At 45.4% G+C, this 25527-nt stretch carries 26 protein-coding genes; 13 read left to right on the top strand and 13 right to left on the bottom strand.

What is annotated here, in order from left to right; translation table 11 throughout:
* Window positions 1–128 precede the first annotated feature (128 nt).
* A complete protein-coding gene (hisH, locus tag ACQ4M5_RS15680; RefSeq protein WP_430676578.1) occupies window positions 129–770 on the bottom strand; it encodes an imidazole glycerol phosphate synthase subunit HisH in 642 nt (213 codons plus the stop codon).
* Window positions 771–804: 34 nt separating this feature from the next.
* On the opposite strand from hisH, the gene ACQ4M5_RS15675 reads away from it, so the two are divergent.
* Window positions 805–1293 (top strand): peptidase C15, encoded by a 489-nt coding sequence (locus ACQ4M5_RS15675; protein WP_430676577.1) that lies wholly within the window; start codon window positions 805–807, stop codon window positions 1291–1293.
* A 57-nt stretch (window positions 1294–1350) separates the two neighbouring features.
* Window positions 1351–3111 carry a glycoside hydrolase family 10 protein gene (locus tag ACQ4M5_RS15670; protein WP_430676576.1) on the top strand — a complete coding sequence of 587 codons (1761 nt, stop codon included), beginning with the start codon at window positions 1351–1353 and terminating at the stop codon, window positions 3109–3111.
* A 485-nt stretch (window positions 3112–3596) separates the two neighbouring features.
* On the opposite strand, the gene ACQ4M5_RS15665 is transcribed toward ACQ4M5_RS15670, so the two are convergent.
* Entirely contained in the window at window positions 3597–3752 is a 156-nt protein-coding gene (locus tag ACQ4M5_RS15665; protein ID WP_430676575.1) for a hypothetical protein, read from the bottom strand.
* Window positions 3753–3957: 205 nt separating this feature from the next.
* Here ACQ4M5_RS15665 and ACQ4M5_RS15660 point away from each other — a divergent pair, with 205 nt between their 5' ends.
* On the top strand, window positions 3958–4203 hold the full coding sequence (locus tag ACQ4M5_RS15660) for a hypothetical protein (protein ID WP_430676574.1): 246 nt from the start codon (window positions 3958–3960) through the stop codon (window positions 4201–4203).
* On the opposite strand, the gene ACQ4M5_RS15655 is transcribed toward ACQ4M5_RS15660, so the two are convergent.
* Window positions 4187–5158, bottom strand: coding sequence for a stage II sporulation protein M (locus ACQ4M5_RS15655; RefSeq protein ID WP_430676573.1), 972 nt, complete (start codon window positions 5156–5158; stop codon window positions 4187–4189). The genes ACQ4M5_RS15660 and ACQ4M5_RS15655 overlap by 17 nt on opposite strands.
* Window positions 5159–5245: 87 nt before the next feature.
* Between ACQ4M5_RS15655 and ACQ4M5_RS15650 the strand changes: the two genes are divergently transcribed.
* From ACQ4M5_RS15650 to ACQ4M5_RS15625, 6 genes are all read left to right on the top strand, one after another.
* Window positions 5246–6100, top strand: a complete 855-nt coding sequence (locus ACQ4M5_RS15650; protein ID WP_430676572.1) for a hypothetical protein — start codon at window positions 5246–5248, stop codon at window positions 6098–6100.
* 29 nt (window positions 6101–6129) lie between these two features.
* Entirely contained in the window at window positions 6130–6894 is a 765-nt protein-coding gene (locus tag ACQ4M5_RS15645) for an RDD family protein (protein WP_430676571.1), read from the top strand.
* Window positions 6895–6942: 48 nt separating this feature from the next.
* Complete coding sequence (locus tag ACQ4M5_RS15640) at window positions 6943–7524, top strand: TIGR00730 family Rossman fold protein (protein ID WP_430676570.1); 582 nt, start codon at window positions 6943–6945, stop codon at window positions 7522–7524.
* Between the two features lie 13 nt (window positions 7525–7537).
* Window positions 7538–8122 carry a Uma2 family endonuclease gene (locus tag ACQ4M5_RS15635; RefSeq protein ID WP_430676569.1) on the top strand — a complete coding sequence of 195 codons (585 nt, stop codon included), beginning with the start codon at window positions 7538–7540 and terminating at the stop codon, window positions 8120–8122.
* A 134-nt stretch (window positions 8123–8256) separates the two neighbouring features.
* Entirely contained in the window at window positions 8257–10782 is a 2526-nt protein-coding gene (locus tag ACQ4M5_RS15630; protein ID WP_430676568.1) for a glycogen/starch/alpha-glucan phosphorylase, read from the top strand.
* A 3-nt stretch (window positions 10783–10785) separates the two neighbouring features.
* Window positions 10786–11424: a histidine phosphatase family protein gene (locus tag ACQ4M5_RS15625; protein ID WP_430676567.1), complete on the top strand. Its 639-nt coding sequence runs from the start codon at window positions 10786–10788 to the stop codon at window positions 11422–11424.
* Between the two features lie 171 nt (window positions 11425–11595).
* Here ACQ4M5_RS15625 and ACQ4M5_RS15620 read toward each other — a convergent pair whose 3' ends face one another.
* The gene (locus tag ACQ4M5_RS15620) at window positions 11596–12675 is read right to left on the bottom strand and encodes a hypothetical protein (RefSeq protein WP_430676566.1); all 1080 of its coding nucleotides are present in this window, start codon (window positions 12673–12675) and stop codon (window positions 11596–11598) included.
* A 662-nt stretch (window positions 12676–13337) separates the two neighbouring features.
* Between ACQ4M5_RS15620 and ACQ4M5_RS15615 the strand changes: the two genes are divergently transcribed.
* Complete coding sequence (locus tag ACQ4M5_RS15615; RefSeq protein ID WP_430676565.1) at window positions 13338–16382, top strand: plasmid replication protein, CyRepA1 family; 3045 nt, start codon at window positions 13338–13340, stop codon at window positions 16380–16382.
* 34 nt (window positions 16383–16416) lie between these two features.
* On the opposite strand, the gene ACQ4M5_RS15610 is transcribed toward ACQ4M5_RS15615, so the two are convergent.
* From ACQ4M5_RS15610 to ACQ4M5_RS15570, 9 genes are all read right to left on the bottom strand, one after another.
* Window positions 16417–16833: a hypothetical protein gene (locus ACQ4M5_RS15610; RefSeq protein ID WP_430676564.1), complete on the bottom strand. Its 417-nt coding sequence runs from the start codon at window positions 16831–16833 to the stop codon at window positions 16417–16419.
* Between the two features lie 3 nt (window positions 16834–16836).
* A complete protein-coding gene (locus tag ACQ4M5_RS15605) occupies window positions 16837–17109 on the bottom strand; it encodes a hypothetical protein (protein WP_430676563.1) in 273 nt (90 codons plus the stop codon).
* A gap of 165 nt (window positions 17110–17274) precedes the next feature.
* Window positions 17275–17481 carry a hypothetical protein gene (locus ACQ4M5_RS15600; RefSeq protein ID WP_430676562.1) on the bottom strand — a complete coding sequence of 69 codons (207 nt, stop codon included), beginning with the start codon at window positions 17479–17481 and terminating at the stop codon, window positions 17275–17277.
* Between the two features lie 14 nt (window positions 17482–17495).
* Window positions 17496–17759 carry a hypothetical protein gene (locus tag ACQ4M5_RS15595; protein WP_430676561.1) on the bottom strand — a complete coding sequence of 88 codons (264 nt, stop codon included), beginning with the start codon at window positions 17757–17759 and terminating at the stop codon, window positions 17496–17498.
* Window positions 17760–17912: 153 nt separating this feature from the next.
* A complete protein-coding gene (locus ACQ4M5_RS15590; RefSeq protein ID WP_430676560.1) occupies window positions 17913–20054 on the bottom strand; it encodes an NACHT domain-containing protein in 2142 nt (713 codons plus the stop codon).
* Entirely contained in the window at window positions 20011–20235 is a 225-nt protein-coding gene (locus tag ACQ4M5_RS15585; RefSeq protein WP_430676559.1) for a hypothetical protein, read from the bottom strand. The genes ACQ4M5_RS15590 and ACQ4M5_RS15585 overlap by 44 nt, the downstream gene beginning before the upstream one ends.
* Before the next feature lie 137 nt (window positions 20236–20372).
* The gene (locus ACQ4M5_RS15580; protein ID WP_430676558.1) at window positions 20373–20816 is read right to left on the bottom strand and encodes a hypothetical protein; all 444 of its coding nucleotides are present in this window, start codon (window positions 20814–20816) and stop codon (window positions 20373–20375) included.
* Window positions 20817–20884: 68 nt separating this feature from the next.
* The gene (locus ACQ4M5_RS15575) at window positions 20885–22480 is read right to left on the bottom strand and encodes an ABC transporter substrate-binding protein (protein WP_430676557.1); all 1596 of its coding nucleotides are present in this window, start codon (window positions 22478–22480) and stop codon (window positions 20885–20887) included.
* Between the two features lie 105 nt (window positions 22481–22585).
* Complete coding sequence (locus tag ACQ4M5_RS15570; RefSeq protein ID WP_430676556.1) at window positions 22586–22819, bottom strand: hypothetical protein; 234 nt, start codon at window positions 22817–22819, stop codon at window positions 22586–22588.
* A gap of 98 nt (window positions 22820–22917) precedes the next feature.
* On the opposite strand from ACQ4M5_RS15570, the gene ACQ4M5_RS15565 reads away from it, so the two are divergent.
* Genes ACQ4M5_RS15565 through ACQ4M5_RS15555 form a run of 3 tightly spaced genes read left to right on the top strand, consistent with a single transcriptional unit; the run spans window position 22918 to window position 25406 of the window.
* The gene (locus tag ACQ4M5_RS15565) at window positions 22918–23121 is read left to right on the top strand and encodes a hypothetical protein (protein ID WP_430676555.1); all 204 of its coding nucleotides are present in this window, start codon (window positions 22918–22920) and stop codon (window positions 23119–23121) included.
* Window position 23122: 1 nt separating this feature from the next.
* A complete protein-coding gene (locus tag ACQ4M5_RS15560; protein ID WP_430676554.1) occupies window positions 23123–24313 on the top strand; it encodes a P-loop NTPase fold protein in 1191 nt (396 codons plus the stop codon).
* The gene (locus tag ACQ4M5_RS15555; protein ID WP_430676553.1) at window positions 24297–25406 is read left to right on the top strand and encodes a tetratricopeptide repeat protein; all 1110 of its coding nucleotides are present in this window, start codon (window positions 24297–24299) and stop codon (window positions 25404–25406) included. The genes ACQ4M5_RS15560 and ACQ4M5_RS15555 overlap by 17 nt, the downstream gene beginning before the upstream one ends.
* The last annotated feature ends 121 nt before the right edge of the window (window positions 25407–25527 follow it).

Genomic DNA, 25527 nt, shown 5'->3' with positions numbered 1-25527 from the left:
CCCTACCATTCTGGGGGACTTTGAAACAGGGAAATTTTCCTTGCACCTGGACTGTGTTCTATCCTCAAAGTCCCCCAAATTTGGGGGATTTAGGGGGCATAAGTCGATCGAAACGAAGCGAAGGATCATCAGACATTCGTTAACTGACGCTGATTCACCAACTGAACAAAATTCGATAAAAGCTGCAATCCAGCCGTTGAAGACTTCTCTGGGTGGAATTGGACTGCCATCAGGTTTTGACGTGCGATCGCGGCTGTAATGGTCTGCGTTCCATGTGTAATGGTTGCTGCCCGAATGCTTGGATCAGTTGGCTCAACATAGTAGGAATGGACGAAATACACCCAAGGATCGGTTCCTAGATTCTGCCAGAGAGAACAGTCGGGCTGAGTGAATTCGAGTTGATTCCAGCCCATGTGTGGAATGGTTAATCCAGGTTCAGGCTGAAAGCGTTTTACTGTTCCCGAAACAATGCCTAAACCGGGTTCTTTGCCTTCTTCGCTCGCTTCAAAGAGAATTTGCAAGCCTAAACAGATACCGAGAAAAGGTTTGCCACTGTCGATCGCATCTTTGAGCGGTTGGACTAAATCCCGCGATCGCAAATGTTGAACGGCTGGATCGAATGCTCCCACACCGGGAAGAACCACAGCATCCGCTTGCTCAATTTCCTTTGCCGAATCGGTTACAAGGGTCGTCGCGCCTGCATTGTCGAGTCCCTTACAAGCAGAGTGCAAATTCCCCATGTCATAATCGACAACAGCGATCGTTGGCATTGTTCAATCCTCTAATCTGGCTCTTAAATTCTAAATGAAAATCCTCCTCACTTCATTTACAACCTGGCTGGAACATCATCGATCGAACTCCTCAGATGATTTGATCGAAATGATTCGCGATCGCGCTCCCTCGAATTGTCATTTTCTCAGGCAGCTTCCAGTCGATTTTGAACTTGCACCGAAAATTGCGATCGAGAAAATCAACGAAGTTCAGCCCGATATTACGATCTGTTGTGGAATGGCAGAGTCGCGGCAGAAATTGTCGATCGAATCAAACGGAAAGTTTCAGAGTGAAATTCTACGATCGAGTTTTGATCTGGATCAATTAATCGAATCAACAACGATCACAGAAATTAGTCACGATGCCGGGAATTTTGTGTGTAACTATCTTTACTACCAAGTTCTCAAACATTTTGAGCAGCGGTGTTTATTTGTTCATGTTCCAGTGTTAACTTCGGAGAATCAAGACGCGATCGTGCAAGACTTTCTGAGCATTCTGGAGCGAGTAACAAAATACAAATAAATTGCGCGATCGTACTCCACAAATGCGATGGTATTGAACGATCATCGGAGGTGAACTATGCGACGCGCCTGGATACTTGGATTGTTAACGGTTCTGTTTTTGACGATCGTTCCTTCAGCTTTTTCACAGTCAAAATTCACAGATATCCAAGACCATTGGGCACGATCGTGTATTGAATCGCTCACACAAAAATCGATCATTCGAGGTTTTCCCAACAATCAATTCCGCCCAAATGATCCAGTGACGCGATCGCAGTTTGCCGCAATGGTTGTAAATGCGTTTCCTGACCAGATTAATTCACCGACTCGCAATCCAGTTCAATTCAAAGATATCTCAGCAAATTACTGGGCACGAGACGCGATCGGGAAAGCTTATCGATCGAACTTTTTCTCAGGCTTTGATGATGGAACATTCCGCCCAGATTTGCAGATTCCGAGAGTACAAGCTTTAACTGCATTAGCCAGCGGATTGAAGCTAAAACCCACGATTGAACTATCGAACAAAGTATTTTCTGATCTTCAGGATGTTCCGAACTATGCAAAAAGCGCGATCGCAGCAACAACAGAGCGTCAAATTGCAGTGAGTTTTCCGAATGCTCAAAGGCTGAATCCGAATCGGGCTGCAACTCGTGGCGAAATTGCTGCATTTCTTTGTCAGGCGTTACCGGAAAAAGGATTGATTAGCGATCGATATCTTCCGAAACCGGAACTACAAGCCAGAGAAATTCGTGGAGTTTGGCTAACGAACATTGATAGTGATGTGCTATTCGACAAAGACAAATTGAGCAATGCAGTAAATGAATTAGCTCGATTGAACTTTAATACGCTTTATCCAACGGTGCTGAATTGGGGTTACACACTCTATCCCAGTCAAGTAATGAAGCAAGAAATTGGATTTGCGGTTGATCCGCGACCCGCAGGACTTCAGAATCGAGACATGCTTAAAGAAATGATTGCAGAAGCTCATCAGAAAGGGATGGCGGTGATTCCCTGGTTTGAGTTTGGGTTTATGGCTCCGAAAGAGTCGGAACTCGCGAAGAAACATCGAGATTGGTGGACACAGAAACAGGATGGATCAGTCGATTATGAAGCCTCAGCCCTCGATCGAGTTCAAATCCCCGTTTGGTTTAATCCGTTCAAGCCTGAAGTTCAGCAATACATTCTCAATCTCGTTTCTGAAGTGGTAGAGAACTATGATGTCGATGGCATTCAGTTTGATGATCACTTTGGATTGCCTGTTTCGTTTGGCTATGACGATTACACAGTGAATCTTTACAAGCAAGAACATAATGGGAAAGCTCCGCCGATCGATCCAAAAAATGCAGAATGGATGCGATGGCGATCGAATAAACTGCAAGCCTTTCTCACCAAGCTTTTTCAAACCGTGAAAGCCAAGAAACCGAATGTTCTCATCTCACTTTCGCCGCTCGATCTACCTTATGCCTACGAAACGTTTTTAGTTGATTGGCACAAGTGGGAACAAGCAGGATTAGTTGAAGAAGTGATTCCGCAGATCTACTTTCAGGGGCAAAAGTTTATCGATCGGATTAATCCAGATACTTGGGAGACGCTACGGGCTGCGAGAGATCATATTCCAACTGCGATCGGTGTTCTTAGCGGCTTATCGAGTACACCTCGTCCAATGGATGAACTACAACGACAGGTAAAAGCAGTCCGTGATCAGGGCTATTCTGGAATGTCATTCTTCTTCTATGAGACTCTTTGGAATAAGTCACCTGAACCCACTGAGATTCGGAAAGCAGGATGGCAGAGCTTGTTTAAGCAGAAAGTCCCAAGAACTAGCGTAATCAATCGATAGAACTTTGTAGCAAACAATCTGATTAGTTTTAGCGATCGACGTTTCCTGAGTTGTTTCCAGAATTAGAACATACTTCACTTCGATTCAGTCCGCCCGTGATTGGAAATCACGGTCTATCGGAGCAAAGTCCACTAAAGGGGATTGAGAAAGTGTTTGAGAAGTCATCGTTTATCGCATTCACCCGCCCAGAAATGAATCTCCGGGCTAATCAGGGGAAGCCCACTAAACTGGGCTAAAGAACTCCGTATTACGCTCTTAGCCCGCTTCAGCGGGGTTTTCTCCATTAGCCCGGAGATTTATGTCCGGGCGGACTGTCAACGCAGCAAAGCCGCTTTTTATACTCCTCAAACACCCTCTGAGAGCTAGTATAGAAAGCTCTTCAGTCTGTTTCAACAGACTTTGTTCCGATAGCCCCGAATTCATTCGAGGGGCGATTGATGCAATGAACAATTACCTCTGAAGGATGCTTCTAACACCCAATCACTCTACTTCTGCAATGTTGGTGAATTGTGAGGAACTGGAGCACGATCGCTCTTCACATTAACCACACCTAAATATCCCAGAAAAACTACTACACCAATCAAAGCTGCAACCTGCATCGATCGTTCGATCGTAATCAAGCCTTGCAATAGTTTACTCATGACACGCATTCCTCTCTCAATCTAATTAGATTCAAACTCAGCAGGAAGAATCCCGCAAATCTGAACATTCATCCTCTAGAGAGAGTTAAGAATCATAGAGTCTGATAGATTAGTAGTATAAGACACAGAAAAAGATTCGGACATACCCTTCCACAAGGGATGGTGACAGGTTTGATGTGTCTCCTGTACTTCAAGGAGGCTCATTATGAAGCACATCGATCGTGAAACCCAAAATTGGTCGTTCTATCAAACTCTTGAACTTTTACCGAACACTGCACCGCGCCCAGAAGTGATTCCCACATTCGGTTTGAATCGCTTGTGGAACAGATTACTCGGACTTTTAGCAGACGAATTGGTGGAAGAACAGCGATCGGAGTTTTTAGAACGCTGTTTGCAAAAAACGCCATCTGAATCGAGCAATGTTCGTGAATTTCTTAAGCTGATTGAGTAGTCCGTTTGCGGCTGCAATATCTCGCCAATGCAATGAATAGCCCGATTCCTGCAAAGTATTTCAATGGATCGGGAACGAGTGGACTTGGTGAGAAAAAGCCCTCAATTACGCCCGCAATTACAAGCAGCGGAATCACTCCGAACATCAACTGCGCGGCTTTCAGGCTATAAGCTTTAATCGCATCAATGCGGCGATAGTGACCTGGAAATAGAATGCCACGTGCTATCAGCAATCCTGCACCTCCAGAAAAGAAGATAGCAGGAAGCTCTAGCGATCCATGTGGAAACACAAACGCCCAAAATGGAAATGCTAGATTGTTTTGAGCAACTAGCGTTCCGACTCCTCCAATTAGCACTCCATTCAAAAATAGAATGACGATCGTATAAATCCCGATCGTAATCCCGCCCGCTGCTGCTCTAAAAGTCACACTCAAATTATTCGTCATAATCTGACTTGCGGCAGTCGGTTCACTCCCCAAAATTGACCCCATCCAAAGCTTGCCTTCATCGCGCACTGTTCGGATCAAATGCTCTGGTACAACCAGTTCAAGAAATTGCGGGTCACGCCACGAAAACCACCACGCAATCAAGCCACCAAGCAAAAACAATCCAGTCGCGATCGCAGTATAAACGAATGTCTCCTGGACGACTTCCGGTAAACCCCATTGATAAAAGTCGATCGCACTTTTCCATTCTTGCTTCCGCGATCCTTGGTAAACCTGACTGTACCCGCGAGAAGTCAACCGTTGAAGATCTTGCACGATCGTAGTTCCGACGACTGTTTGATTCGTTCGCGCTCTGGCAAGATCCGCAGACACAGACCGATACAGACTTGCGAGACTTTTGATCTCATCAGTCGAAAGCGATCGTAATCCGCGTTTTTCAATCCGGGTGAGCAATTCGTCTAACTGTTTCCAATTTGGCTCTCGTCGAGCAATCCAGCGGTTTACGTTCATCGTTTTGTGAAAAAGAGCGTCGTGTTTGAGTGAACCTCGCCTAAGATAGCCTCAGCCCTTAAGCTTCAGATTCATTCACGTTGAGCCATGTCCAATCTTAGTCCGGAACAATCATTTCAGCCCCTCAGTGTCGGAAATGTCGTGAGCGCTGGTATTCGTCTGTATCGATCGAACATCAAACGCTATCTGATTCTCACGCTGCGATCGTATCTGTGGTCGTTTATTCCAATCTACGGTTTGGCAAAGAGCGTCGAAATTTCAGGTCGAATCTCACGGCTGGCATATCAGGAATTGATCAATCAGCCCGAAACCTTGACCGAAGCATATCAAAAGACCGATCGACAAGTTTGGAATTTTCTGGTCGCTGGATTGCTGATGGGCTTGATTAATTTGGGACTCGTGATCGCTTTTTTTGTCGGCTACGGCGTATTTAGTGTTTTGTCGTTTCTTGCAATTGCAGCGTTCACACGAGGAGCGGTTTCCGATGCGGTTGGAGTAGTAGTTTCGCTCGTGGTAGGACTGTTATTTCTTGTCTTCCTGCTGGTGGCGTTCCTCATTTGGCTGCGAATCTTTTCACGATTGTTCATTTACGAAGTCCCATTAGCGATCGAAGATGGAGTCGATGGAGCGAGTACGATCGGGCGCAGTTGGACGCTGACGAAAGGATCAGTCGGACGAGTTCAGTTAATTGTTCTGGTTGCGAGTTTGATTACCTGGATGGTTCTGTCGCCTGCATCATTCTTTTTATTCGCACTGATTGGTGCGGGAGCAAGTACTACAAATGACCCTGCATCTGGTTTGTTTGTGCTGTTGTTTTATGGTTCAATTCTGCTTGGTAGTGCTTTAGTTCTTCCGTTTTGGCAAGCGATCAAAGCCGTGGTTTACTATGACTTACGATCGCGGCGTGAAGGTTTAGGCTTGAATTTGCGCGATCGCGGTTAAAGTGAAACATCCCCATTCAATTCCCGGTTATGAGTTTGTTTAATCGCATCAAAATCCGCACTCCTGAGAGCGTTGAATTAGAGTTTACGCTGGCGGGAATTGGCAATCGCACGATCGCGCTCGTGGTCGATTACTTGATCTGGGGTGCGGTGCTGATTGGCTTGCTAATTTTCTGGAGTATCTTATCGTTTCAACTCCAACGCTACTTTGGTGAAGCGATTGATCTTTGGATCTCTGCAATTTCAATTCTGATCACGTTCACGGTCTATACCGGGTATTTTGTGATTTTTGAAACGCTGTGGAGAGGACAAACTCCAGGAAAGCGCTACAGCAAAATTCGAGTCATCCGAGATGATGGACAGCCTGCGGGTATTACTCAGGCAATTCTTAGAGCATTAATTCGCCCGATCGATGATACGTTCCTGATCGGAATGCTCATGATCATTCTGACCAAGCGCGAGAAACGATTAGGCGATTTGATTGCTGGAACCTTAGTGATTCAAGAAGAACGAGCAGTCAAGCCTTCGAGCTTTGCACTCTCTCCTGAAGCAGAATCTTTAGCAGATGAACTTTTGGCGAATCAAAACTTTAGTGCAATCTTGCCCGATGATTTTGCTGTGATTCGGGAGTATTTACAACGTCGATCGATGTTAGAAACCAGAGCAAGAACGGATCTGAGTTTGAAACTAGCACGACAAGCAAAAGAAATCCTCGGAATGCAGGAACTTCCCTTTCAGATGACTCCCGATTTATTTCTTGAAGCAATTTATTTAGCATATCAAAAGCGGGCTTAGTTTCCTCTGTGTGCTAAAGTTTGCAATCAAGCTGTGAAGGAGTTCCTGATGAAATCGATTTGTGTGTTTTGTGGCTCTAGTCTGGGTCGAAATCCTGACTATGAAAAGAGTGCGATCGAGCTTGGAACTGCGATCGCCAACCGGGGAATCGCTCTCGTGTACGGTGGCGGCAATGTGGGATTAATGGGTGTGATTGCAGATGCAGCCCTGTCTGCGGGTGGTGAAGTGTTCGGCGTGATTCCAGAGTTCTTAGTGTCGAAAGAACTCGCACATCAAGGACTCACCCGATTGGAAACCGTAGAATCAATGCACGATCGTAAAGCAAGAATGGCGGAACTGTCGGATGCTTTTATTGCTCTACCCGGTGGATATGGAACGCTTGAGGAATTCTGCGAAGTGCTGACCTGGGCGCAACTTGGGTTACATCAGAAGCCACATGGACTGTTAAACATTGCAGGATACTATGATCCGCTGCTGCAATTCTTTGATCAAGCTGTGACCGAAAAGCTCGTGCGACCTGTGCATCGCTCTTTGGTGCTTGAGGCGACCGAACCGGAAATTTTACTCGATCGATTGTCTGCTTATGAGCCGCAAAATGTAGATAAATGGATTAAGAAAGAAACAATTTAAGAGGGCACTGCTCATGATCGTACAAGCCTCAAAACCCAGAGCCGCGAATATTATTCACAATTTGACCTGGGAGCAATTTGAAGAACTCGATCGCTCTCTCGAAACAGTTGCGGGAGTCAAACTCGCCTATTTAGATGGAAACGCTGAAATTATGCCGATTAGTCCGGAGCATGAAGACTTCAAAAGCATTTTAGTTCGACTGCTCGAAGCCTTCATGGACGAGAAAGACATTCGCTACTACAAACGCGGCGGTCCCTCTTTAGGCAATCGAGAACTGGGTGCGCGGAACGAACCGGATGAGTCATATAACTTCGATGCGCCAAAACCATCTCCAGATTTAGTGATTGAAATTGTGAAAACCAGCGGTGGCATCAACAAACTGGAAGGCTATCGGCGCTTAGGTGTAAAAGAAGTTTGGTTTTGGGAAGATGGCGTTTTAGCATTCTATGAGCTTCAAAGCGATGGATATAAAAAGGTCGGACAAAGCAAATTACTGCCCGAACTCCCGATCGATGTTTTTTGCCGCTACATCGTTTATCACGATCAATACGAAGCGGTGAAAGAGTTCAAAAGCTTTCTTCGCAATCACGACACCTAATTGCTCGATTCGTCTCGTTTTTAAGGATCATTTACTGTTTGAACTTCGGCTTTTTTGTTAGCGTATCGGCAGTCTGACTTTTACGGCAATGTGATCTATGTTTCATTGCTTAATGTTGTTCATCTCCCACTGCCATGCAAGCCGAAGATCTTCAAGTTCAACCCCAGGACGATCGCACTGCCTCAGATGTGGAATCGCTGAAACAATCGATTCTGAACAATCTTTTCTATATTCAAGGGAAGTTTCCAGAGATTGCGACGCTGAATGATTACTACATGGCTTTGGCGTATACGGTTCGTGATCGCTTGCTCCGAAACTGGCTAATCAGTACACAAACCTACACCAAAGTACAACCGCGAGAAATTTGCTATCTTTCGGCAGAGTTTCTACTTGGACCGCATCTTGGCAATAACTTGATCAGTTTAGATATCTATGATCAGATGCGCCAAGCAGTTCAGGAATTGGGCTTGAACTTTGATGAACTACTAGAGCAAGAAGAAGAACCGGGACTTGGGAATGGCGGCTTGGGGCGGTTAGCAGCTTGCTATCTTGATTCGATGGCAACTTTGGAAATTCCTTCGATCGGGTATGGTATCCGCTACGAGTTTGGCATTTTTGATCAAGATATTCGCGACGGTTGGCAAGTTGAACTCACCGATAAATGGCTGAAGAATGGCAATCCGTGGGAGTTGGCACGTCCAGAATGGGCAGTGGAAATTAAGCTTGGTGGACGAACTGAGAGCTATGTGGATGAAAAAGGTCGTAGTCGAGTTCGCTGGATTCCCGATCGTATTTTAAGCGGGGTTCCCTACGATACTCCGATTCTCGGCTATAAGAGCAATAACGCGAATACTTTACGTCTGTGGTCTGCTCAAGCGGTGGATTCTTTTAACTTTGCTGCGTTCAATTCTGGTGACTATTACGGTGCAGTTGGCAACAAAGTTTTTTCAGAAAATCTATCGAAAGTGCTTTATCCAAACGATGAGCAAGTTCAAGGGAAACAACTTCGATTAGAGCAACAATACTTTTTCGTGTCTTGTTCGCTACAAGATGTGATTCGGATTCACCATGAGCGGCGCGGATTACCATTGGAAACGCTGCACGAAAAGTTTACTTTGCAATTGAACGACACACATCCCTCGATCGCAGTTGCCGAATTGATGCGATTGTTGCTCGATGATCATGGAATGGATTGGGACACCGCTTGGAACATTACCCGAAATACTTTTGCTTATACCAATCACACGTTGTTACCGGAAGCCTTGGAACGTTGGGCAGTCGGTCTATTCGGTGCATTGTTACCGCGTCATTTAGAGATTATCTATGAGATTAATGCTCGGTTTCTGACTGAAGTTCGATTCAAGTTTCCGAAAGATGACGATCGAGTGCGCCGAATGTCGCTGATTGATGAAACGGGCGATCGCTATGTCAGAATGGCTCATCTTGCAACGGTTGGCAGCTATTCAATCAATGGAGTTGCTGAACTGCACACAGAACTGCTGAAGCAGGATGTTTTACGCGATTTTGCTGAACTGTACCCGGAGCGCTTTAACAATAAAACGAATGGTGTGACTCCTAGACGTTTCATGGTGTTGAGCAATCCAAGACTATCAAGCTTGATCACTAGCAAAATTGGTGAAGGCTGGATCACCAATCTCAACGACCTTCGCAAGCTAGAACAATTTATTGATGATCCAAGCTTCCGAGAAGACTGGCGACAAATCAAGCAAGCAATTAAACAAGATCTAGCAAACTACATTCAGAAAGAGAACAGAATTGATGTCCATGTCGATTCTATTTTTGACATCCAATCAAAACGGTTTCACGAATACAAACGCCAGCACTTGAACGTGCTGCACATTGTGACTTTGTACAATCGCTTAAAAGCGAATCCAAATCTAGAGATCACACCGCGTACCTTTATTTTTGGCGGTAAAGCTGCACCGGGTTACTACATTGCGAAGTTAATCATTAAATTGATTAACTCGATCGCAGATGTGATCAACAACGATCCAGACGTGCGCGGGCAAATCAAAGTCGTCTTCCTCAAGGACTACAACGTAAAATTCGCCCAACGAGTCTATCCTGCTGCTGACTTATCCGAGCAAATTTCCACTGCTGGAAAGGAAGCATCGGGAACCGGAAACATGAAATTCTCGATGAATGGCGCATTAACGATCGGCACTCTTGACGGTGCAAACATCGAAATCCGCGAAGAAGTCGGTGAAGAGAACTTTTTCTTATTCGGGCTAACGGCTCCCCAAGTTGCTGAACTCAAAACCAAAGGCTATCAACCGATCGACTATTACAACAACAATCTAGAACTAAAAAGCGCGATCGACCGAATTTCCTCTGGTTACTTCTCAAAAGGTGATGCGGTTCTGTTCAAACCCTTGATCAATTCTTTGCTTTCTCAAGATCCTTATCTACTTTTGGCAGATTACCAATCGTACATTGAGGCACAAGATCGAGTCAGTCAAGCCTACCGCGATCAGACTCAATGGGTGCGAATGTCGATTTTGAACTCGGCACGAATGGGTAAATTCTCATCCGATCGAGCTATCCGCGAATATGCCAAATTGCTCTGGGATGTTCCACCGCTCAAAGTCTGCCCACCCGGTGAAGCTTGTTCGATCCACTGTCCCGAATCTCTGATGTAACTTATGGCTCTCACCCTTTATTTCATGCGTCATGGCGAAACCACATACAGTCAGACCGGAGGCTTTTGTGGTTCGCTCAATCCCGACATCACCGAAGCAGGGTTGCAAATGGCGATCGCATTCAGCAAGGCATATTCCCATCTCAAATGGACAGCCGCTTATGTCAGCCCGATGAAACGAACGATTTCCACTGCGAAACCAATCTGTGATGCGATCGGATTAGAAATGCAATTGCGAGATGGATTGCGAGAGATTGACTTCGGTGAATGGGAAGGAAAGACGCAAGATGATGTGAAACAGAATGATTCAGAGAATTACATTCATTGGATGACGGAACCTGCCTGGAATCCCCCACCTGGGGGAGAAACAGCAGTTCAGATTGCGAGTCGATCTGAGTTAGTGCTCACCGAGATTAGAAAAAATCATACCGATGGAAATGTATTAGTCGTCTCACATAAATCAACAATTCGGATCATGCTGTGCGGATTGTTAGGGATTGATCTAGGACGATATCGAGATCGCATTGATGCGCCTGCCGCTTCAGTTAGTGTGGTTGAGTTTGGCAAGTACGGACCAAAGTTGACGATCTTAGGCGATCGCTCTTTTATGAGTGAAGAACTGCGATCGCGTCCCGGAACATAAGTCAATATTTTCTGGAGTGCAAAACACGATCGCGGATTAAACAAAATCCGCGATCGTGCTTTGAAAATCTAAAGCGATTTAGGGGCTGAAGCCGATTCAACCGTAGCAAAAACAACTTGTGTATATACAGTAGCGGTTTCTAACTGCCAGGAAATTTACGTAACAGCTTTATTACTTACACTTCAATTTCGTGGAATCGATCTGAAACTGAATGGTCGAAATTCGGCTCTTTCCTGAGAGTTCTTGTGCGCTGAGAAGGTATCCATCTTCTTTCAGTTCGTCCACTGTGCGCCAAAAGATTTGATTGTTGCGCGAAGAATTACTGCCAAACAAATCGAGATTCTTGAACAAGTATTGTTTAGAAACAGAGATGAACTGCCCATCTGTTAAGCTATCCCATTTCAGGCGACTTGCTAGATAGATCAAAAGCTTCGTTTTGTAATCGCATTTCGCATTACTTCCAAGTCGCTGAGTAATATCGAATTGATTCGGAAAAAGAATGCAATCACCATTTCGAGAACTGTCAAAAAATTCTAAAGAGATCGTGTAAGAATCAGCCAATTCGTATGTGTAATCTGCTGCTTTTGTAATATCAAAATCTCTCGGAGCATTGTCAACTTCATAATCTTTGATCCGAAGAATGCTCTTAATCGCGACTTTTGCACTGCGATTTTGATTCATTTTTTTGAACGATTGCGCTAATACTAATTCGGTTCTGTGAAGCGCGACTAGATCGCGGTTTAATTGCGATCGCAGTTTCGATGCAAACCCTCCATCCTTCGTCCGCGTATATCCTAAACTTTCGAGTAAGTCATTCGATCGAAACGTGACTGTTCCACCGTTCTGCTGTTGGGCTGCCAATTTATAGAGATAAAGCACGATCGAGATTTGGCGCGGATTCAAGAAAGTCATTAACGCCATAAACATTCTTTGAATCCGGCGATCGTGAACTTTTTCTAATCCATTGCTCACCCCTTTTTGCACACAAGCCGACCAATCGAGCTTGGCATATTCTGTTTTTAATTCTGTCAATTCTTCTTCGGTCAAATTCTCTAGCGGCACTCGTCGAATCACTGCAAATTCGCTTTCGTCTTGCGCGTCTGCTTCCACTCGCATTTCTAAATAGTAGCCGTCCACATCCGATCGCAAAATCGGTAATCGTACATCTGGATTTCGCACCGATGCCCCGGCTCTGGGCAACACCATTAAGAGTTGGCTATCGACTGGAAAGGCTGCTTCTAGTGGTTTCATCGCTTCGTGAGATTCTAGACCCCACATATAGTGCCTTACCCTTCGAGTTTTGTCTAGAGGGCGAACGCTATATCTGGGGTTCTAGTGTGAAGACGACCCAATCAGACCCTATGGATAGTAGTAAGTTTACGGAGTCCTGTAACGCCTGCGGCTGAATTCGATCGCGTTCTCTGCAACTCCCGCGTCGATGATCCAGATGATCCGCGCTCCTTATTTTATGCGATCGATCCACCTGAAAATCTCGAACTTTGCGCCCCTTTGCCTATTCCTCCGCCGTCCAGTTTTCCTGCTAACGCGCCCGTATAAATTGCCTGTAACTTTCGCGGATCTGCGATCCACACCCTATTGAGCCTTTGATGGATCAGTGTTAATCTGCTTTTCACGTCGGAGATGTCTACCACCATTTCTTGACGGAACCTTGTTTGTCTGGAAATAGATTGAGCGATTTTGGGCGACTACCACCGCTACAGAGTCCGCCAATCTAGAATTTCAACTCGATAAGCAAAACCCCTCAAGCTTCCCTACCACAGTCAGCTAAAGGGGTTGATAACCTTGTTTGCCCAAAAAAGATTGGGCTTGATTTCTATGTCCAAACATTGTATCAGGTGCAGCAATTCTGCGCTAGGTTTGTGTGCGAATTTATTTCAGAAGGAGCAGGGCTGATGGTGACTTCCCTCAGAATTGCTTCTTCTGGAGCGGCTAAACAGATCGAGGGCTATCTCGCTCCCGATCACGAACAAGAATGGCTGATGAGCGGTGTCGATCTGGATATTATTCGCCAGAACGTCAGAACGCTTGAGGATACAGAATTTGATCTGTTTACACACGAAGCGAATTACCCGATCGCTGAACTTCTAAACTGGAAAGTAACCCGGTTTGGAAAGCAAGCGCGGGAATCGGTTCGGGGCTGGTGGGTGAGTGGAGTTGATCCGCTGAATCATTGGCAGCGTATGGATTGGGGACGGTTTAAGCCGGATGCTGAAACGCCGATCGTCGATCGAGAAAAAAACAAAGCCGCGAAATACCTCAGTCCCAGTCTCGGTAAAGGTTCGAGCCGTTTGATTCTGCTCGATGTACCGATGCGAATTTGGATGCAGGTGGCGAAGAAATTCGAGATTGCAATTAACGGAGCTACGAACTTTTGGGAATGGGTTTGGCGAAATAATTTGCCGATCGTATTAACCGAAGGTGAGAAGAAAGCCGGATGTTTATTGAGTTTGGGATATCCCGCGATCGCGCTTCCGGGGATTTTTAGTGGATATCGGCGTGAAACTCGGCAGTTAATTGCAGAATTAGGACATTTTGCGACGGATCAGCGATCGTTTCACATTTGTTTTGATTACGAAACCAAGCCGAGAACACTACAAAATATCTTTCTTGCTACTTCTCGTTTAGGACAATTACTGAACAATGCTGGCTGTCAAGTTAAAGTTATTGCACTGCCAGGTGCTGAAAAGGGCGTTGATGATTTCGTTGTCGCTCGTGGTGCTGATGCGTTTACAAACTTATATGAATCAGCGATCGGGCTTGAATTCTGGCAAGCATCACAATTATGGTCACTAACCTATACACCTTCTCTTAAATTAAATCAGCCGTATCTGGGCGATTTGTCTTATCCAGAGTCCGGTCTAGCTTGTATTAAAAGTGCAAAAGGAACTGGGAAAACAACGGCACTGCAAGGGTTGATTAAGAATGTCGATCGCAAAGTCTTAGTTATCACTCATCGAATTCAACTGGGTAAAGCAATCTGCCACAGTATTGGAATCGACTGGATCACAGATGCACTTAATTCTGAAGACCCTCATAGCTACGGATTGTGTATTGATTCGCTGCATCCGAACTCCAAAGCGCGATTCAATCCGGCAGAGTGGGAAGGCGCGATCGTCATTCTTGATGAAGTTGAACAAGTTCTCTGGCACGCTCTGAACAGTGCAACTTGCTATCATCAGCGCGTCAGAATTCTAGAAACATTGCGCGAATTGATCGAGACTGTTCTTGCAACTGATGGATTAGTGATTGCACAAGACGCGGATTTGTCAGATGTCAGCATTGATTATCTACGAGGATTGGCAGAAACTCCGGTTACTCCTTGGGTTGTAGTAAATCAGTGGAAGCCTGAAATAGCTTGGGATGTTTCGCTATACGACACTAAGAATCCTGCACCGTTAATCGATCGTATGGAATCTGTCCTAAAAACCGGAGCCATTTTCGTCTGCGTCGATTCTCAAAAAGTTCGCGGTCGCTGGAGTTCTAAAAATTTAGAGACTTATCTCAAGCTGCAATTTCCTGAGAAACGCATTCTCAGAATTGATAGCGAAAGTGTTTCTGATCCTGATCATGCTGCTTATCACATTGCTGAACGCATTAACGATGTTGTAGGCAATTATGATATTGTTTTGGCGACACCGACGATCGGAACTGGAGTCTCGATCGACATTCGCAATCATTTCAAGGGTGTGTTCGGAATTTTCCAAGGTGTCACGCCCGATTCTGAATCCCGGCAAGCGTTAGCAAGAGTTCGCGAACCGATTCCTCGTTACATTTGGGCAGCGCATTTTGGACCTGGAAAAATCGGCAACGGTAGCTGTAACTATCGAGATGTCGCGCAATCTGTGACGAAATCCGTTCAATACAACATTGCACTACTCAAAGATATCGATTTCGATTTGGATGAGCAGAGTAACCCGATCGCACTTCGCACTTGGGCAAAAATGGCAGCACGAGTAAATGCGTCTCTCTGGCGCTACCGTCGCGAATTTCGGAATGGATTGTTACTCGAAGGGCATTCAGTGACATTAGTAACCGATGATTTGACCAAAATGTTTGGACAGTTGCCAATTTCTGAGCAGACATTGAATGAGCTAAAAAGCGGAGTTCTAACGGTTCCAGGATTTGAGTTTTTAGAAGCGCGGCATGATTTGAAAGTGTGCGATCGTATTGCTCAAGTCGTCTCCGCGATTCGGACTCGGAATCAAACAGCGGAAGCGATCGCGGTTTCCGATTCTCCCGAAATCACACCCGAAGAATATTACGAACTGAAAGAACAAGCAAATCAAACGATTCAGAAACGGTACAGCAGACGTAAACACGAACTGAAACAGAAATACAACGTTGAAACGATTACACCAGAGATCAAACTCAAAGATGATGATGGATGGTATACACAATTGCGTCTGTATTACTATCTGACAGGCAATCCTGAATACGTTCGCCTTCACGATATGCAAGAGCTTGAAGATCATCTAGAGCGGGGTGACGGCAAGATTTCGATTCAAGATGTCAAGCTGTTAACTGCTCAGGTCGAGGCACTACGATCGCTAAAAATCCTAGAATTCCTCAAACCTGGAGAGAAGATTCTCGCGACCGATGAACTCGTTCAATTCGTTGCCATGACTGCTTTAGAGTGCCGCGACGATATGAAAGCGCTATTTAACTTCACTGTGACCGAGAAACTTGCCCCGATCGCAATTGTCCAAACCTTACTTGGCAAAATCGGCGTGAAGCTCACTTGTACAGGTCGTGCGGTGGCTCCAGATGGCAGACGGGGCGGATTGCGGATTTACAAATACTTTCCACCGGAAGACGATCGAACTGCAATTTTGGCGGAATGGGAAAAGCAAGATCTCGCTATGCTGCAAACGCTCATGGAGATTACAGGCTGTAATGACTTCTCGGAGATGGATGATTGGATTGAGCGATCGGCTTAATCTGTAAGAGCCGACAAGATGGGGAGATAGGGGACTATCCCTCTATCTCATTGAATTGGAACATCCAATTGCGCCCATCGAATTCAATGCAGCATTGGTTTAAAATGTCGCGTCCAACTAATACACGATCGCCAAGTTGGTCTTTAGGACAGCCATACACACGAATTGCTTTGTGTAAATCTTGAGCAATCTGAAGATTGATGTAGCAGGCGAATCCAAAAACTTTTCCGCCACTGACACCGTTGATGCTGGCATTGGTTTCGAGCAATCGCAACCTCAAAGCCGATACGATTTCTAATGGAATTAAAGTGCAGTCTGATCCTATGTCTAGAAATGCTTCTGTTGAGAAGGTTACGGGATTATTTGCCCAGTCAGGAGGAGTAACAATAATTGGCAAAATTGGAGCAGGAGGAATTCCTTCTCCCAAACTAACGTAAGGGTAACGACTCATCAATTAGGATTTGGGTGCGAAGCCACGGACAAAAAACTTGGGTTCTTCGTGGAGAACTTGTTTAATCAGAATATCTCGATAGCCGTATTTTTTATAAACTCGTTCTGCTAGTTTTTGTTCATCTCGATCGTGGTCTAACACCGCATTTTCAAAAGCAATGAATTCTCCAAGGTATTGTTCGAGTAAGTTCGGTTTCGCTTGCTCAAAAAGAGCTTCTTGCTGCTGAAGATAAGTAATACGCTCTATATCGATGCCGTCTATTGAAGATAAATTCATTATGCTTCCCTCAAAGCTCAGCTTCTATTTTAGAAGAGAATTCTCCCTACTCCCCACTTCTCTTCACCCTCTCATCTCCGCAAAGTAATCCAACAATTCCCAATGCAAAAACCGATCTTCGTCCGCTAATGCGTTGCAGCAGTCGGCGTTCGGTGCAGTTGTTCTCTAGACACCTGTAGAAACTTTGGAAGTCTGGCTCTCTAGCGTTTTCAGTAAGTCTTGACGTAGAGTCTCAAGATACAGTGCATCATTACCAATATCTGAAGCGGCATCTTCGTCTAGGGAGTCGGAATCCAATTGCTCTTCATAAGCCTGAATTCGGTAATCTAGAGCTTCGATCAGGAACCGTAAAGCTTTGGGGGATAGGTTCATATTGATTTTCCCTTCTAACTCGCTTTGTAAAAATGTTCACCAACTTGACGTAATGCCATTTCGTATTGATCTAATGACATCATACTACTTGGTTCCCATGCCCAGTGATTGCCATGATCATTGACTATTTTTAGTTCAATTGGAATCTGAGCGCCCTGATCTAATTTCCACCAATTTTTGCCTCTCCCTTGAACAGAGAACGTTGAGATTCCACCCGTGTTCGACATCACCCAAAATTCACCGTTCTCCTCAAAAATCGTCACATCTTGGGAGCGCACACGATCCATTCTCGCTGAAGTTGCATTTCCCATACGAAATAGATCGACTGGCGTTTCCCTCATATTCCCAAAGATAGTTATATTGCGTGATTAAATCATATTCTCGTCAATCTTGAATGTGTTTCTTGCACCGCTACTTTTACAATCTAAACGTTAAACTTTGTTATTGCTCTGCATGGCAAAGTGATCGAGCAATTCCCGATGCAAAAACCGATAGCGTCCGCCAATGCGTTGCAGGAGTCGGCGTTCGGTGCAGTAGTTGAGGAATTGGGCAAATTTCCAGGGAGCAGTACCACTTTGCCATAGAATGAAGCGTAGACAAATGTGCTGAAGGCATACTAAACCGCCGCCAAATATGAGTCCCCATACTAAACTCATCTGCAAACCATTCAGTAGTAAATTTGAAAGTGTAGGTAATGATAGTTCTCTCACGTTAATTGATTCGGCAAGCTGCCGAATCAATTCTTGAAGGATGTAGAGCAATGCCAATGTAAGTGGATACATAAATAAGGCTGTCCAAAACGCATTTGTCATCGAGTTCCAGATGCCTTGGTTAGGATTTGCTCGTAGCTGTGTCCCCTGCTGAGAAAGTTTTACTATTTCCCTAGTTTGTTCGACTCTCTCCCTAGATTGCTTACTCCAAGTGAGCAGTGCATCCATCGTGACACAAACAAGCTCTATTGGAAGTATCAAAAAACAACGATATAGAGTTAGCAGAATCATTTGAAGCAAAACCTGAAAGATCTTGACTAATGATCGAGAAATTCCGAGTGATGATTGAAAGATTCTCCAGAGGCTAGATTTAATATTTCCTTTGTATCGTAGCTGGCTCTTGGTTGGCTCTAGCGTTTCTGCACTGTCTGATTCTCTATTACCTTCGATACGTCGTGCTGCAATTAGAACTTTTCCACTTAGGTTCTGAAGTGTTTCAATTAGTAAAACAATCAATGTGAGAAATACAAGATCGATTGGATTACAAAGCGTCAATTTCCATAGGGTGTTTAACATTTTTCCTGGAATCTTTTGCAAGGTAATGATGTGAAATGCTTCTGTCGTTGTAATCTCTTGATGCTTGACAACCATCCCAAAAATTAGTCCACCAATCAGTCCGTAAACTAGTCCACCAATCAGTCCGTAAATTAGTCCGTTAACTCCATAAATTAGTCCATTTATCAGTGCAGATGACAGTCCTATCACCAATGCAAATGCTAACCCTGTTATCAATGCAAGAATGAGTTGATAGCGATAACATAGCTGGGGTGATTCAAGCCACGTTGGTTGTATTCGTTCAATTAGCAATTCTACCTGTTGTTGAGTTTGCAACTGTCGCGCCGCCCAAGCCAAAGACGATCGCGTTTCCTTAAACTTCGGTTCAGCCTCCACACTCTCATAAGCCCACTGCTCTTTCTGGTCCCGCTTAAACTCCCGCTCAATCCGCCGAGTCTCCCGCATCAATCGCTTCTCAACATACGCCTCATACAATTCCGATCGACTCGCAAACGGCTTTCCGTCATACGCCTCCGCCGCAATACTCAGCAGCAACGGAACCCGCAAGATCCCCGGATTTCCGTCTTCATCTCGCCGCAACATTCTCCGCATATCCGCTGATCGCAAGATCTCGTCCCACAGAGATTCGAGTTCGATATCCTGTAAATACCGTTTAATCTGCTTATTGTTCAACGGCTCTAAGCAAATCTGACCTGCGATCGCATTCAATCCCACTCGCGCATCCACATACTCCTGCACCCGACAACACACGACTAAATGGGGATATCGCCCCGCAAACGCATTCAATTCCGCCATACATTTCTGTTGCTGCTCCAGGCTCAACTCATCCAGCCCATCCATCAGCGGCAGCAAAATCTCATCCTTGATCCATTCCTGACCTTCAGCGATCGACAAATTAAACGATTCTTTCAACTGCGCCGCTAACCAGTTCTCGATCGTTCCCGTCTTCCAGGTTGATAGTTCAAATACGATCGGGATCACCGTTCCGGGATTGTCGATCGCTCCTGCTAAAAGATCCTTTGCCAATGTCAACAGCGTCGTAGTTTTCCCCGCTCCTGGTGCGCCTAAAATCAGCAACTTTTTCCGCACATCTGAGCGACAAAACACCTGCACGATCGCTTCATTCAAATCGAGATCTTGTTCTACCTGTTCCGCAGTCTTTAGCTTCCGCCGCAGTTTCAGCGATGCTTTCCCCGAACGTTCCCCAAACGACTTCATCCGCAGCGGAATCAAAACCTCTTCATCATTCAGCGTAAAATCGAGCCGCGTGATCACATCCTCTTGCATCTTGGCAAGAATCCGCGATTGCCAAGATGCAAGTGCGCGTCGATTGTGAAAACGTCTGATTGAAAATGATTGTGAAACTGCGATCGTCGCCTTGAACCACTTTGGCATCCCGTCCAGATTGCACAAACTGAACCGAGCTATCTGTAATATCACCCTGATTGTTTTGATCTTGAGAAGCCATTGGTTACAGCACGACGGGGCAATGATTTTTATTCTAGTAGGCGAAACCAGTCGAAAAGTTCTCTCTAGCTCAAAGTCCCCAAATTTGGGGGATTTAGGGGGCTTTAGCCGCCAACAACGAAGCGTGAAGCTTCAGTGTTACACGCCAAAGAAATGAACTGCGACACCAAGCCAAGGCGCGATCGCTTGAAACACCTCTGCTCCCGTTTGCCATAAACTCTTTCCTGCTTCTGAAGTTTCCTTCAGCTTGATCATCGCCTCACTCACTTGCTTCAAGTTGTCGCTAATCAAGTTCTTATTCGCATTCTCTTTCCCTGCTTCACGCTTTGCAGGCTTGAGATAGTCCAACACTTCTTCCTGTTCTGGCTCTGATAAGCTCGATGCTTTCACAGCCGATTCCAATTTCTCAAGCAATTTCACCACTTCAGTCGCAGTCATGCCTTCTGTTTGATCGTCTGAATTGCCGCGCTGAACTGCGGTTAGATCGCCACCCGCCTGTCCCATCTGCACTTGGCTACCTGTGATGTTTCCGCCGATCGATTGTGATTGAGTTGGATTTTCCGAAGGCTTCTTTCCAAACATGATTCAATCCTCTTGTTTTTTCAATTGTAAGAATGAATTCAGGGAAAGCGGGGACGATTACTGATGTTTTAGACCTTCTTCATGGTTGCAAATGGAACTTTCTGAGTTACTTCTAATGTTGCGTTCTGAATGTTCTTTTGCACAAAGAGAACATCCTTGTTTTGCCAAAGTGGAATGAATGGCACTTCATTCACCAAGATCGTTTGTAGCTGTTCAAAGAGTTGTTTCCGAGCTTCTGGATTTTGTTCTTTGCGGCTTTGATCAATCAATTGATTGACTCGATCGTTGTAATAAAACGATCCCTGAACCACTGTTGATCCCTTCTCGCAACCTTTCTCCGCTGAACCTTTGGCACATTCCATAAACGGCTGAATATAGTTATCCGCATCGAGAAAATCTGGCGACCAATCCCACAGAAACATTGGATATGCACCACTTTCGACGTTGGCGTTTGCGGTCACTGATTCAACGCTATTCAGTCGAAGTTGCATCAAATTGCCAAGATGCTTTTGAACGATCGCTCTCATCGTCAGCGCTGCAAGTCCATCACTAGAAATGTTCGATCGATACCAAAGTTCAACTTCTAACGGACTCGATTCGGAGTAACCTGCCTTGGTGAGTAAGTTTCTGGCTTTATCAATATTACGATCGCCCAATTCCTTAAACACGGGTTTCTGCTCACTCAAACTATTCGGAAGCAAGCTGTACAGTGGCTCAACTTGTCCCCGGAAAATTCGGCTTTCGAGAATTGGACGATCGATCATTGCTGCGATCGCTTGTCGAACTTCAAGTCGATCGAGCGGCGGAGATTTCACATTCAGGCTTAAATAATCGATTCCACTCCCTGATCGTTCAAGCATTTTCCAAGTATTATCACTTGCGTTCTCTCTCAGACTGCGAACCTGCTCGATCGCGAGACCTTGACCTGCAACATCGATCGCACCTGTCCGAAACGCATTAAACAAATTTGCAGCGCTTGAGAAAAACTGAACATTCACGCCGCGATTTGCAGGTTTACCGCCCCAATATTGATCATTCGCATCGAATACGATCGAATCCGTTCCAAACTTCACGAGCTTATAAGGACCTGTTCCCACAAAGGTTTCAGAATTGAATGATTCCTTTCCAATTTTGTAAGCTTTAGGAGAAACCGCACACGCACCCGAAAACGCCAGCAGTGAAGGGAATCCAGCGAACGGCTTTTGTAATTTAATCACTAACTGATCGTCACCGACAGCAGAAACAGATTCAATCACATCTGATAGTAAAAACGAAGGTGAACCGCCATTTTCAATAAACCGTTTCAACGAAAATTCCATTGCTTTCGCATTAAACGGTTCACCATCATGAAACACAACACCCTTTCGCAACGGAATCGTATAAGTTAATCTATCCGCACTCACTTTCGGTAATGCTGTCGCTAATTGTGGCTCTAAATCATCTGTGCCCGGTTTATAACGATAAAGCCGATCGCCTAAGTTATACAGTAAGTTACCTGCAAACGTATTGTAAGCATCGGCTGGATCGAGCGTACTAACTGTAGCAGTTGTGCCGATCGTAATTCGTCCCGTCTCAGTTGCAACGGTTTCCGACGGAACGCAACCGATGAGAACAGACAGGCAAAGAACGTACAGGATTAGCGATCGCCAAACTTTTCCCAGCATTACGGAGTGCCAAAATTCAGGTTTTCAGTGTATCAGGATTTTCGCAACGCCCGACAACGAGATCTTATGCGAAATCAATCTATTATCCCTGGTTCGATGTGATCGTCAATTGTTAACCAACATTACGACATTCATCGAAAATGTTTGAACATTCGTCGTATCAGTTGCGGTTTTCACGGATAACGGTGCAACGTTCACTGCAAATGTTTGAACGTTCGTCGTATCGGTTGCGGTTTTCACTAATAACGGCACAACGTTCACGACGACAAGTAGCGTTGATACGGCATCAAAGCGAAGAGATACGATGAAAACCAGAAGAGATGTGACGATCGCGCTCATTCATGCCGTCTCTATCATGAGCATCGTCTTGTCGAGAAAGTTCGGGGTGGTTGGCGACCGAATACAATAGGAAAGCCATTAAGTCGGGTCTGTGTCGTATGTCCAGTTTAGAAGCGCTGCAACGTCGTTTGGAAGTTTTTCGCGAAGCAGGGCGCAATCTCCAACTCGATCCGCTCATCACTCCGGAAGATTTGGCGCGATTGGGTGTGGAATATCAGACGGAGATGATTGATGAACTGGAGCAAGCGAACACGCTCCGCGTGCGCCAAAGGCACCGAGGATTGCGTTTCTCAAGACAATAAGTTGATTTTCACTGGGCATCGGGGCTGTGGCAAATCGACGTTGTTGGCAGAACTGAGTTTGCGGTTAGCCACAACGAATCGATACTTTATTGTGATGTTTTCGATCGCAGATACGATAGAGCGATCGGCGGTTGATCATGTGAATGTTCTGTTTTCGATGGCATTGCAGTTGCTTGAAGCGGCTGAACGGAGAGGAATTCGACTACAACCAGGAATTAAAAAAGAATTTTACCGCTGGTTGGGTAAGCATACTCAGACTGAATCAAAAGCAGTCGAGGCAGAAATTGAAGCGACGACAGAAGCGACGATTAAAGGTGGAATTCCAGTTATTTTGGAGTTTCTAGCGAGGGTCAAATCTAAGTTAAAACTGAATTCGATCATTCGGCAGGAAATCTCGATCGAGTTTGCGCGGCGTACTTCGGACTTAGTGGCTCAGATTAATCAACTGCAAGCTTATATTGAGAACGCAACGAGACAGCAGGTTTTAGTGATCATTGATGATCTTGATAAGTTGGATTTGAGCGTGACAGAAACGATGTTTAGCAAAAACATTCAGTCTTTGCTCGATCCGAATTGTCGAATTCTCTATACGGTTCCGATCGCAACGTTGCGTGAGGTTGCGATCAAAACGAGCATTACCACTTATGTCAATAAGATTCATACGATGCGAGTGGCAAAGTTTTTTAGTAAAGCAACAGTGAGAAAGCTCGATCGAGTACCGGACGAAGCTTGTATGCAGGTATTTACAGCGATTTTGGCGCGTCGGTTGCCGTTGGAGTTGATCGAACCTGAAGTGCGACGACAAATCATTTTGCTCAGTGGGGGTGTCCTGCGGGAGTTTATTCGGATTAGCGATCGTTGTTGTGATAAAGCGATGCTGGCGATTCGCGGACAGATTCGACGACAGCAGTTTGATCAGCCTGATGTGATTGTGAATCAGCGGATTTTGAATGATGTGGTGACGGAGTTGCAGATTGAAGCGGCGGAGGTGTTAGGGCAAGCTGATTTTGTGGCGTTGAAGTTAATTTATGAGCAGAATAAACTTCAAGATATGGAGAGTCAGCGGCTCTTGGATCTATTGCATGGGCTGTATGTGTTGGAGTATCGCAATGCGTTGCTTTGGTATGACTTGAATCCGATCGTGCGCGATTTGCTAGTGCAGGAGGGAGTTTTGGATGGCACAGTCCCTTAAGCCGTTTACGCCAGAAAATGAGGCGACTTATGAGAGTTTGATTTCACTGATTGAGAACAATCAGGAACGATTAGCACTCATTTTGGTGGCGTGTGATGATTTGCGCTTGCGGCAGCGAGTGATCGATCGTTATGAATTAGAAGCGCGTCAGGCGAAGATTCGTCCGTTTCGGATTGTGTTGGGAACGGAGCCGAGTTTGCGATCGGGGTTGGCGAAGTTGGAGCTTCGAGAAGGATCTGAGGCAGTCGTGACGGTGACAGGGGCGGAATGGTTGCTGCGGGTGACGATGCGGGACGGGGAAGAACAGAGCGACCTTGATAAGTTTTTTGGGTATTTGCAGTGGACGCGGGAAGGGTTGCGGGAGTTTCGCTATCCGATCGTGCTGTGGGTGACGTATCGGATTTTGCGGGAGATGAGTAGTCGATCGCCGGATTTTTGGAGTTGGCGCAAGGCAGTGTTGCGGTTTGCTTCAGAGGAAGAAGAAGCGATCGAGTTTCGGCAGGGAGAATTGCGATCGTCCTCAGTGCAACGTGAGCCGAACGAGGATTTTTTGCCACCGCTCGAAGAGTTGCTTTCAGAGATTCAACAACTAGAGTCAACTTCTCCAGAATCAGCAAATTTAGCAACGCTCTATGATCAGCTAGGACAGGTTTATGCAGAACGAATTGCAAACGGGGAAGCGGCAGATTTAGAGCGAGAAAGACAACAGGCGATCGATGCTTTTCGGAGAGCAATCGATCGACATCAGCAACTCAACAATTACTCTGCGCTTGTGGCTGTGTTGACAGAATTCGGTCACTTTTTATATGAGCAATCTCTTTATCAGGAAGCGATCACAGCTTACAAACATTCCTTAAAGATTGCACGGGAGACAGGTGATCGACATGGTGAAGCGAATTCCCTTGGTAATTTGGGTACTGCTTACAAGTTCGTGGGAGACTATCAACGCGCCATTGACTTTCATCAACAATCCTTGAAAATCAAGCGCGAAATGGGTGATCGACGTGGTGAAGCAAATTCCCTTAATAATTTAGGCAGTGTTTATGATTTCTTGGGGCAGTATCAACGTGCTATTGACTTTTATCAACAATAGACCTCCTGCACGAATCCTGATCACAGATTTGAACTCCTGAAAAGAGGACTAGATGCCACTCAGGAGACTGATCAAATGTACGATCGCATTCAACACCTGCCACCAAAATCGTTCAAACGCA

Origin of the sequence: Leptolyngbya sp. AN10 (genome assembly GCF_050565645.1) — a bacterium.
Classification (GTDB): Bacteria; Cyanobacteriota; Cyanobacteriia; order Leptolyngbyales; family Leptolyngbyaceae; genus Leptolyngbya.
This window is presented reverse-complemented; position numbering and strand designations above follow the sequence as displayed.

Coding starts and splice junctions, on each gene's coding strand:
- hisH (WP_430676578.1), bottom strand. CDS start 770: ATGCCAACGATCGCTGTTGTCGATTATGACATGGGGAATTTGCACTCT.
- ACQ4M5_RS15675 (WP_430676577.1), top strand. CDS start 805: ATGAAAATCCTCCTCACTTCATTTACAACCTGGCTGGAACATCATCGA.
- ACQ4M5_RS15670 (WP_430676576.1), top strand. CDS start 1,351: ATGCGACGCGCCTGGATACTTGGATTGTTAACGGTTCTGTTTTTGACG.
- ACQ4M5_RS15665 (WP_430676575.1), bottom strand. CDS start 3,752: ATGAGTAAACTATTGCAAGGCTTGATTACGATCGAACGATCGATGCAG.
- ACQ4M5_RS15660 (WP_430676574.1), top strand. CDS start 3,958: ATGAAGCACATCGATCGTGAAACCCAAAATTGGTCGTTCTATCAAACT.
- ACQ4M5_RS15655 (WP_430676573.1), bottom strand. CDS start 5,158: ATGAACGTAAACCGCTGGATTGCTCGACGAGAGCCAAATTGGAAACAG.
- ACQ4M5_RS15650 (WP_430676572.1), top strand. CDS start 5,246: ATGTCCAATCTTAGTCCGGAACAATCATTTCAGCCCCTCAGTGTCGGA.
- ACQ4M5_RS15645 (WP_430676571.1), top strand. CDS start 6,130: ATGAGTTTGTTTAATCGCATCAAAATCCGCACTCCTGAGAGCGTTGAA.
- ACQ4M5_RS15640 (WP_430676570.1), top strand. CDS start 6,943: ATGAAATCGATTTGTGTGTTTTGTGGCTCTAGTCTGGGTCGAAATCCT.
- ACQ4M5_RS15635 (WP_430676569.1), top strand. CDS start 7,538: ATGATCGTACAAGCCTCAAAACCCAGAGCCGCGAATATTATTCACAAT.
- ACQ4M5_RS15630 (WP_430676568.1), top strand. CDS start 8,257: ATGCAAGCCGAAGATCTTCAAGTTCAACCCCAGGACGATCGCACTGCC.
- ACQ4M5_RS15625 (WP_430676567.1), top strand. CDS start 10,786: ATGGCTCTCACCCTTTATTTCATGCGTCATGGCGAAACCACATACAGT.
- ACQ4M5_RS15620 (WP_430676566.1), bottom strand. CDS start 12,675: ATGAAACCACTAGAAGCAGCCTTTCCAGTCGATAGCCAACTCTTAATG.
- ACQ4M5_RS15615 (WP_430676565.1), top strand. CDS start 13,338: ATGGTGACTTCCCTCAGAATTGCTTCTTCTGGAGCGGCTAAACAGATC.
- ACQ4M5_RS15610 (WP_430676564.1), bottom strand. CDS start 16,833: ATGAGTCGTTACCCTTACGTTAGTTTGGGAGAAGGAATTCCTCCTGCT.
- ACQ4M5_RS15605 (WP_430676563.1), bottom strand. CDS start 17,109: ATGAATTTATCTTCAATAGACGGCATCGATATAGAGCGTATTACTTAT.
- ACQ4M5_RS15600 (WP_430676562.1), bottom strand. CDS start 17,481: ATGAACCTATCCCCCAAAGCTTTACGGTTCCTGATCGAAGCTCTAGAT.
- ACQ4M5_RS15590 (WP_430676560.1), bottom strand. CDS start 20,054: ATGCAAGAGGATGTGATCACGCGGCTCGATTTTACGCTGAATGATGAA.
- ACQ4M5_RS15585 (WP_430676559.1), bottom strand. CDS start 20,235: ATGGCTTCTCAAGATCAAAACAATCAGGGTGATATTACAGATAGCTCG.
- ACQ4M5_RS15580 (WP_430676558.1), bottom strand. CDS start 20,816: ATGTTTGGAAAGAAGCCTTCGGAAAATCCAACTCAATCACAATCGATC.
- ACQ4M5_RS15575 (WP_430676557.1), bottom strand. CDS start 22,480: ATGCTGGGAAAAGTTTGGCGATCGCTAATCCTGTACGTTCTTTGCCTG.
- ACQ4M5_RS15570 (WP_430676556.1), bottom strand. CDS start 22,819: ATGAGCGCGATCGTCACATCTCTTCTGGTTTTCATCGTATCTCTTCGC.
- ACQ4M5_RS15565 (WP_430676555.1), top strand. CDS start 22,918: ATGTCCAGTTTAGAAGCGCTGCAACGTCGTTTGGAAGTTTTTCGCGAA.
- ACQ4M5_RS15555 (WP_430676553.1), top strand. CDS start 24,297: ATGGCACAGTCCCTTAAGCCGTTTACGCCAGAAAATGAGGCGACTTAT.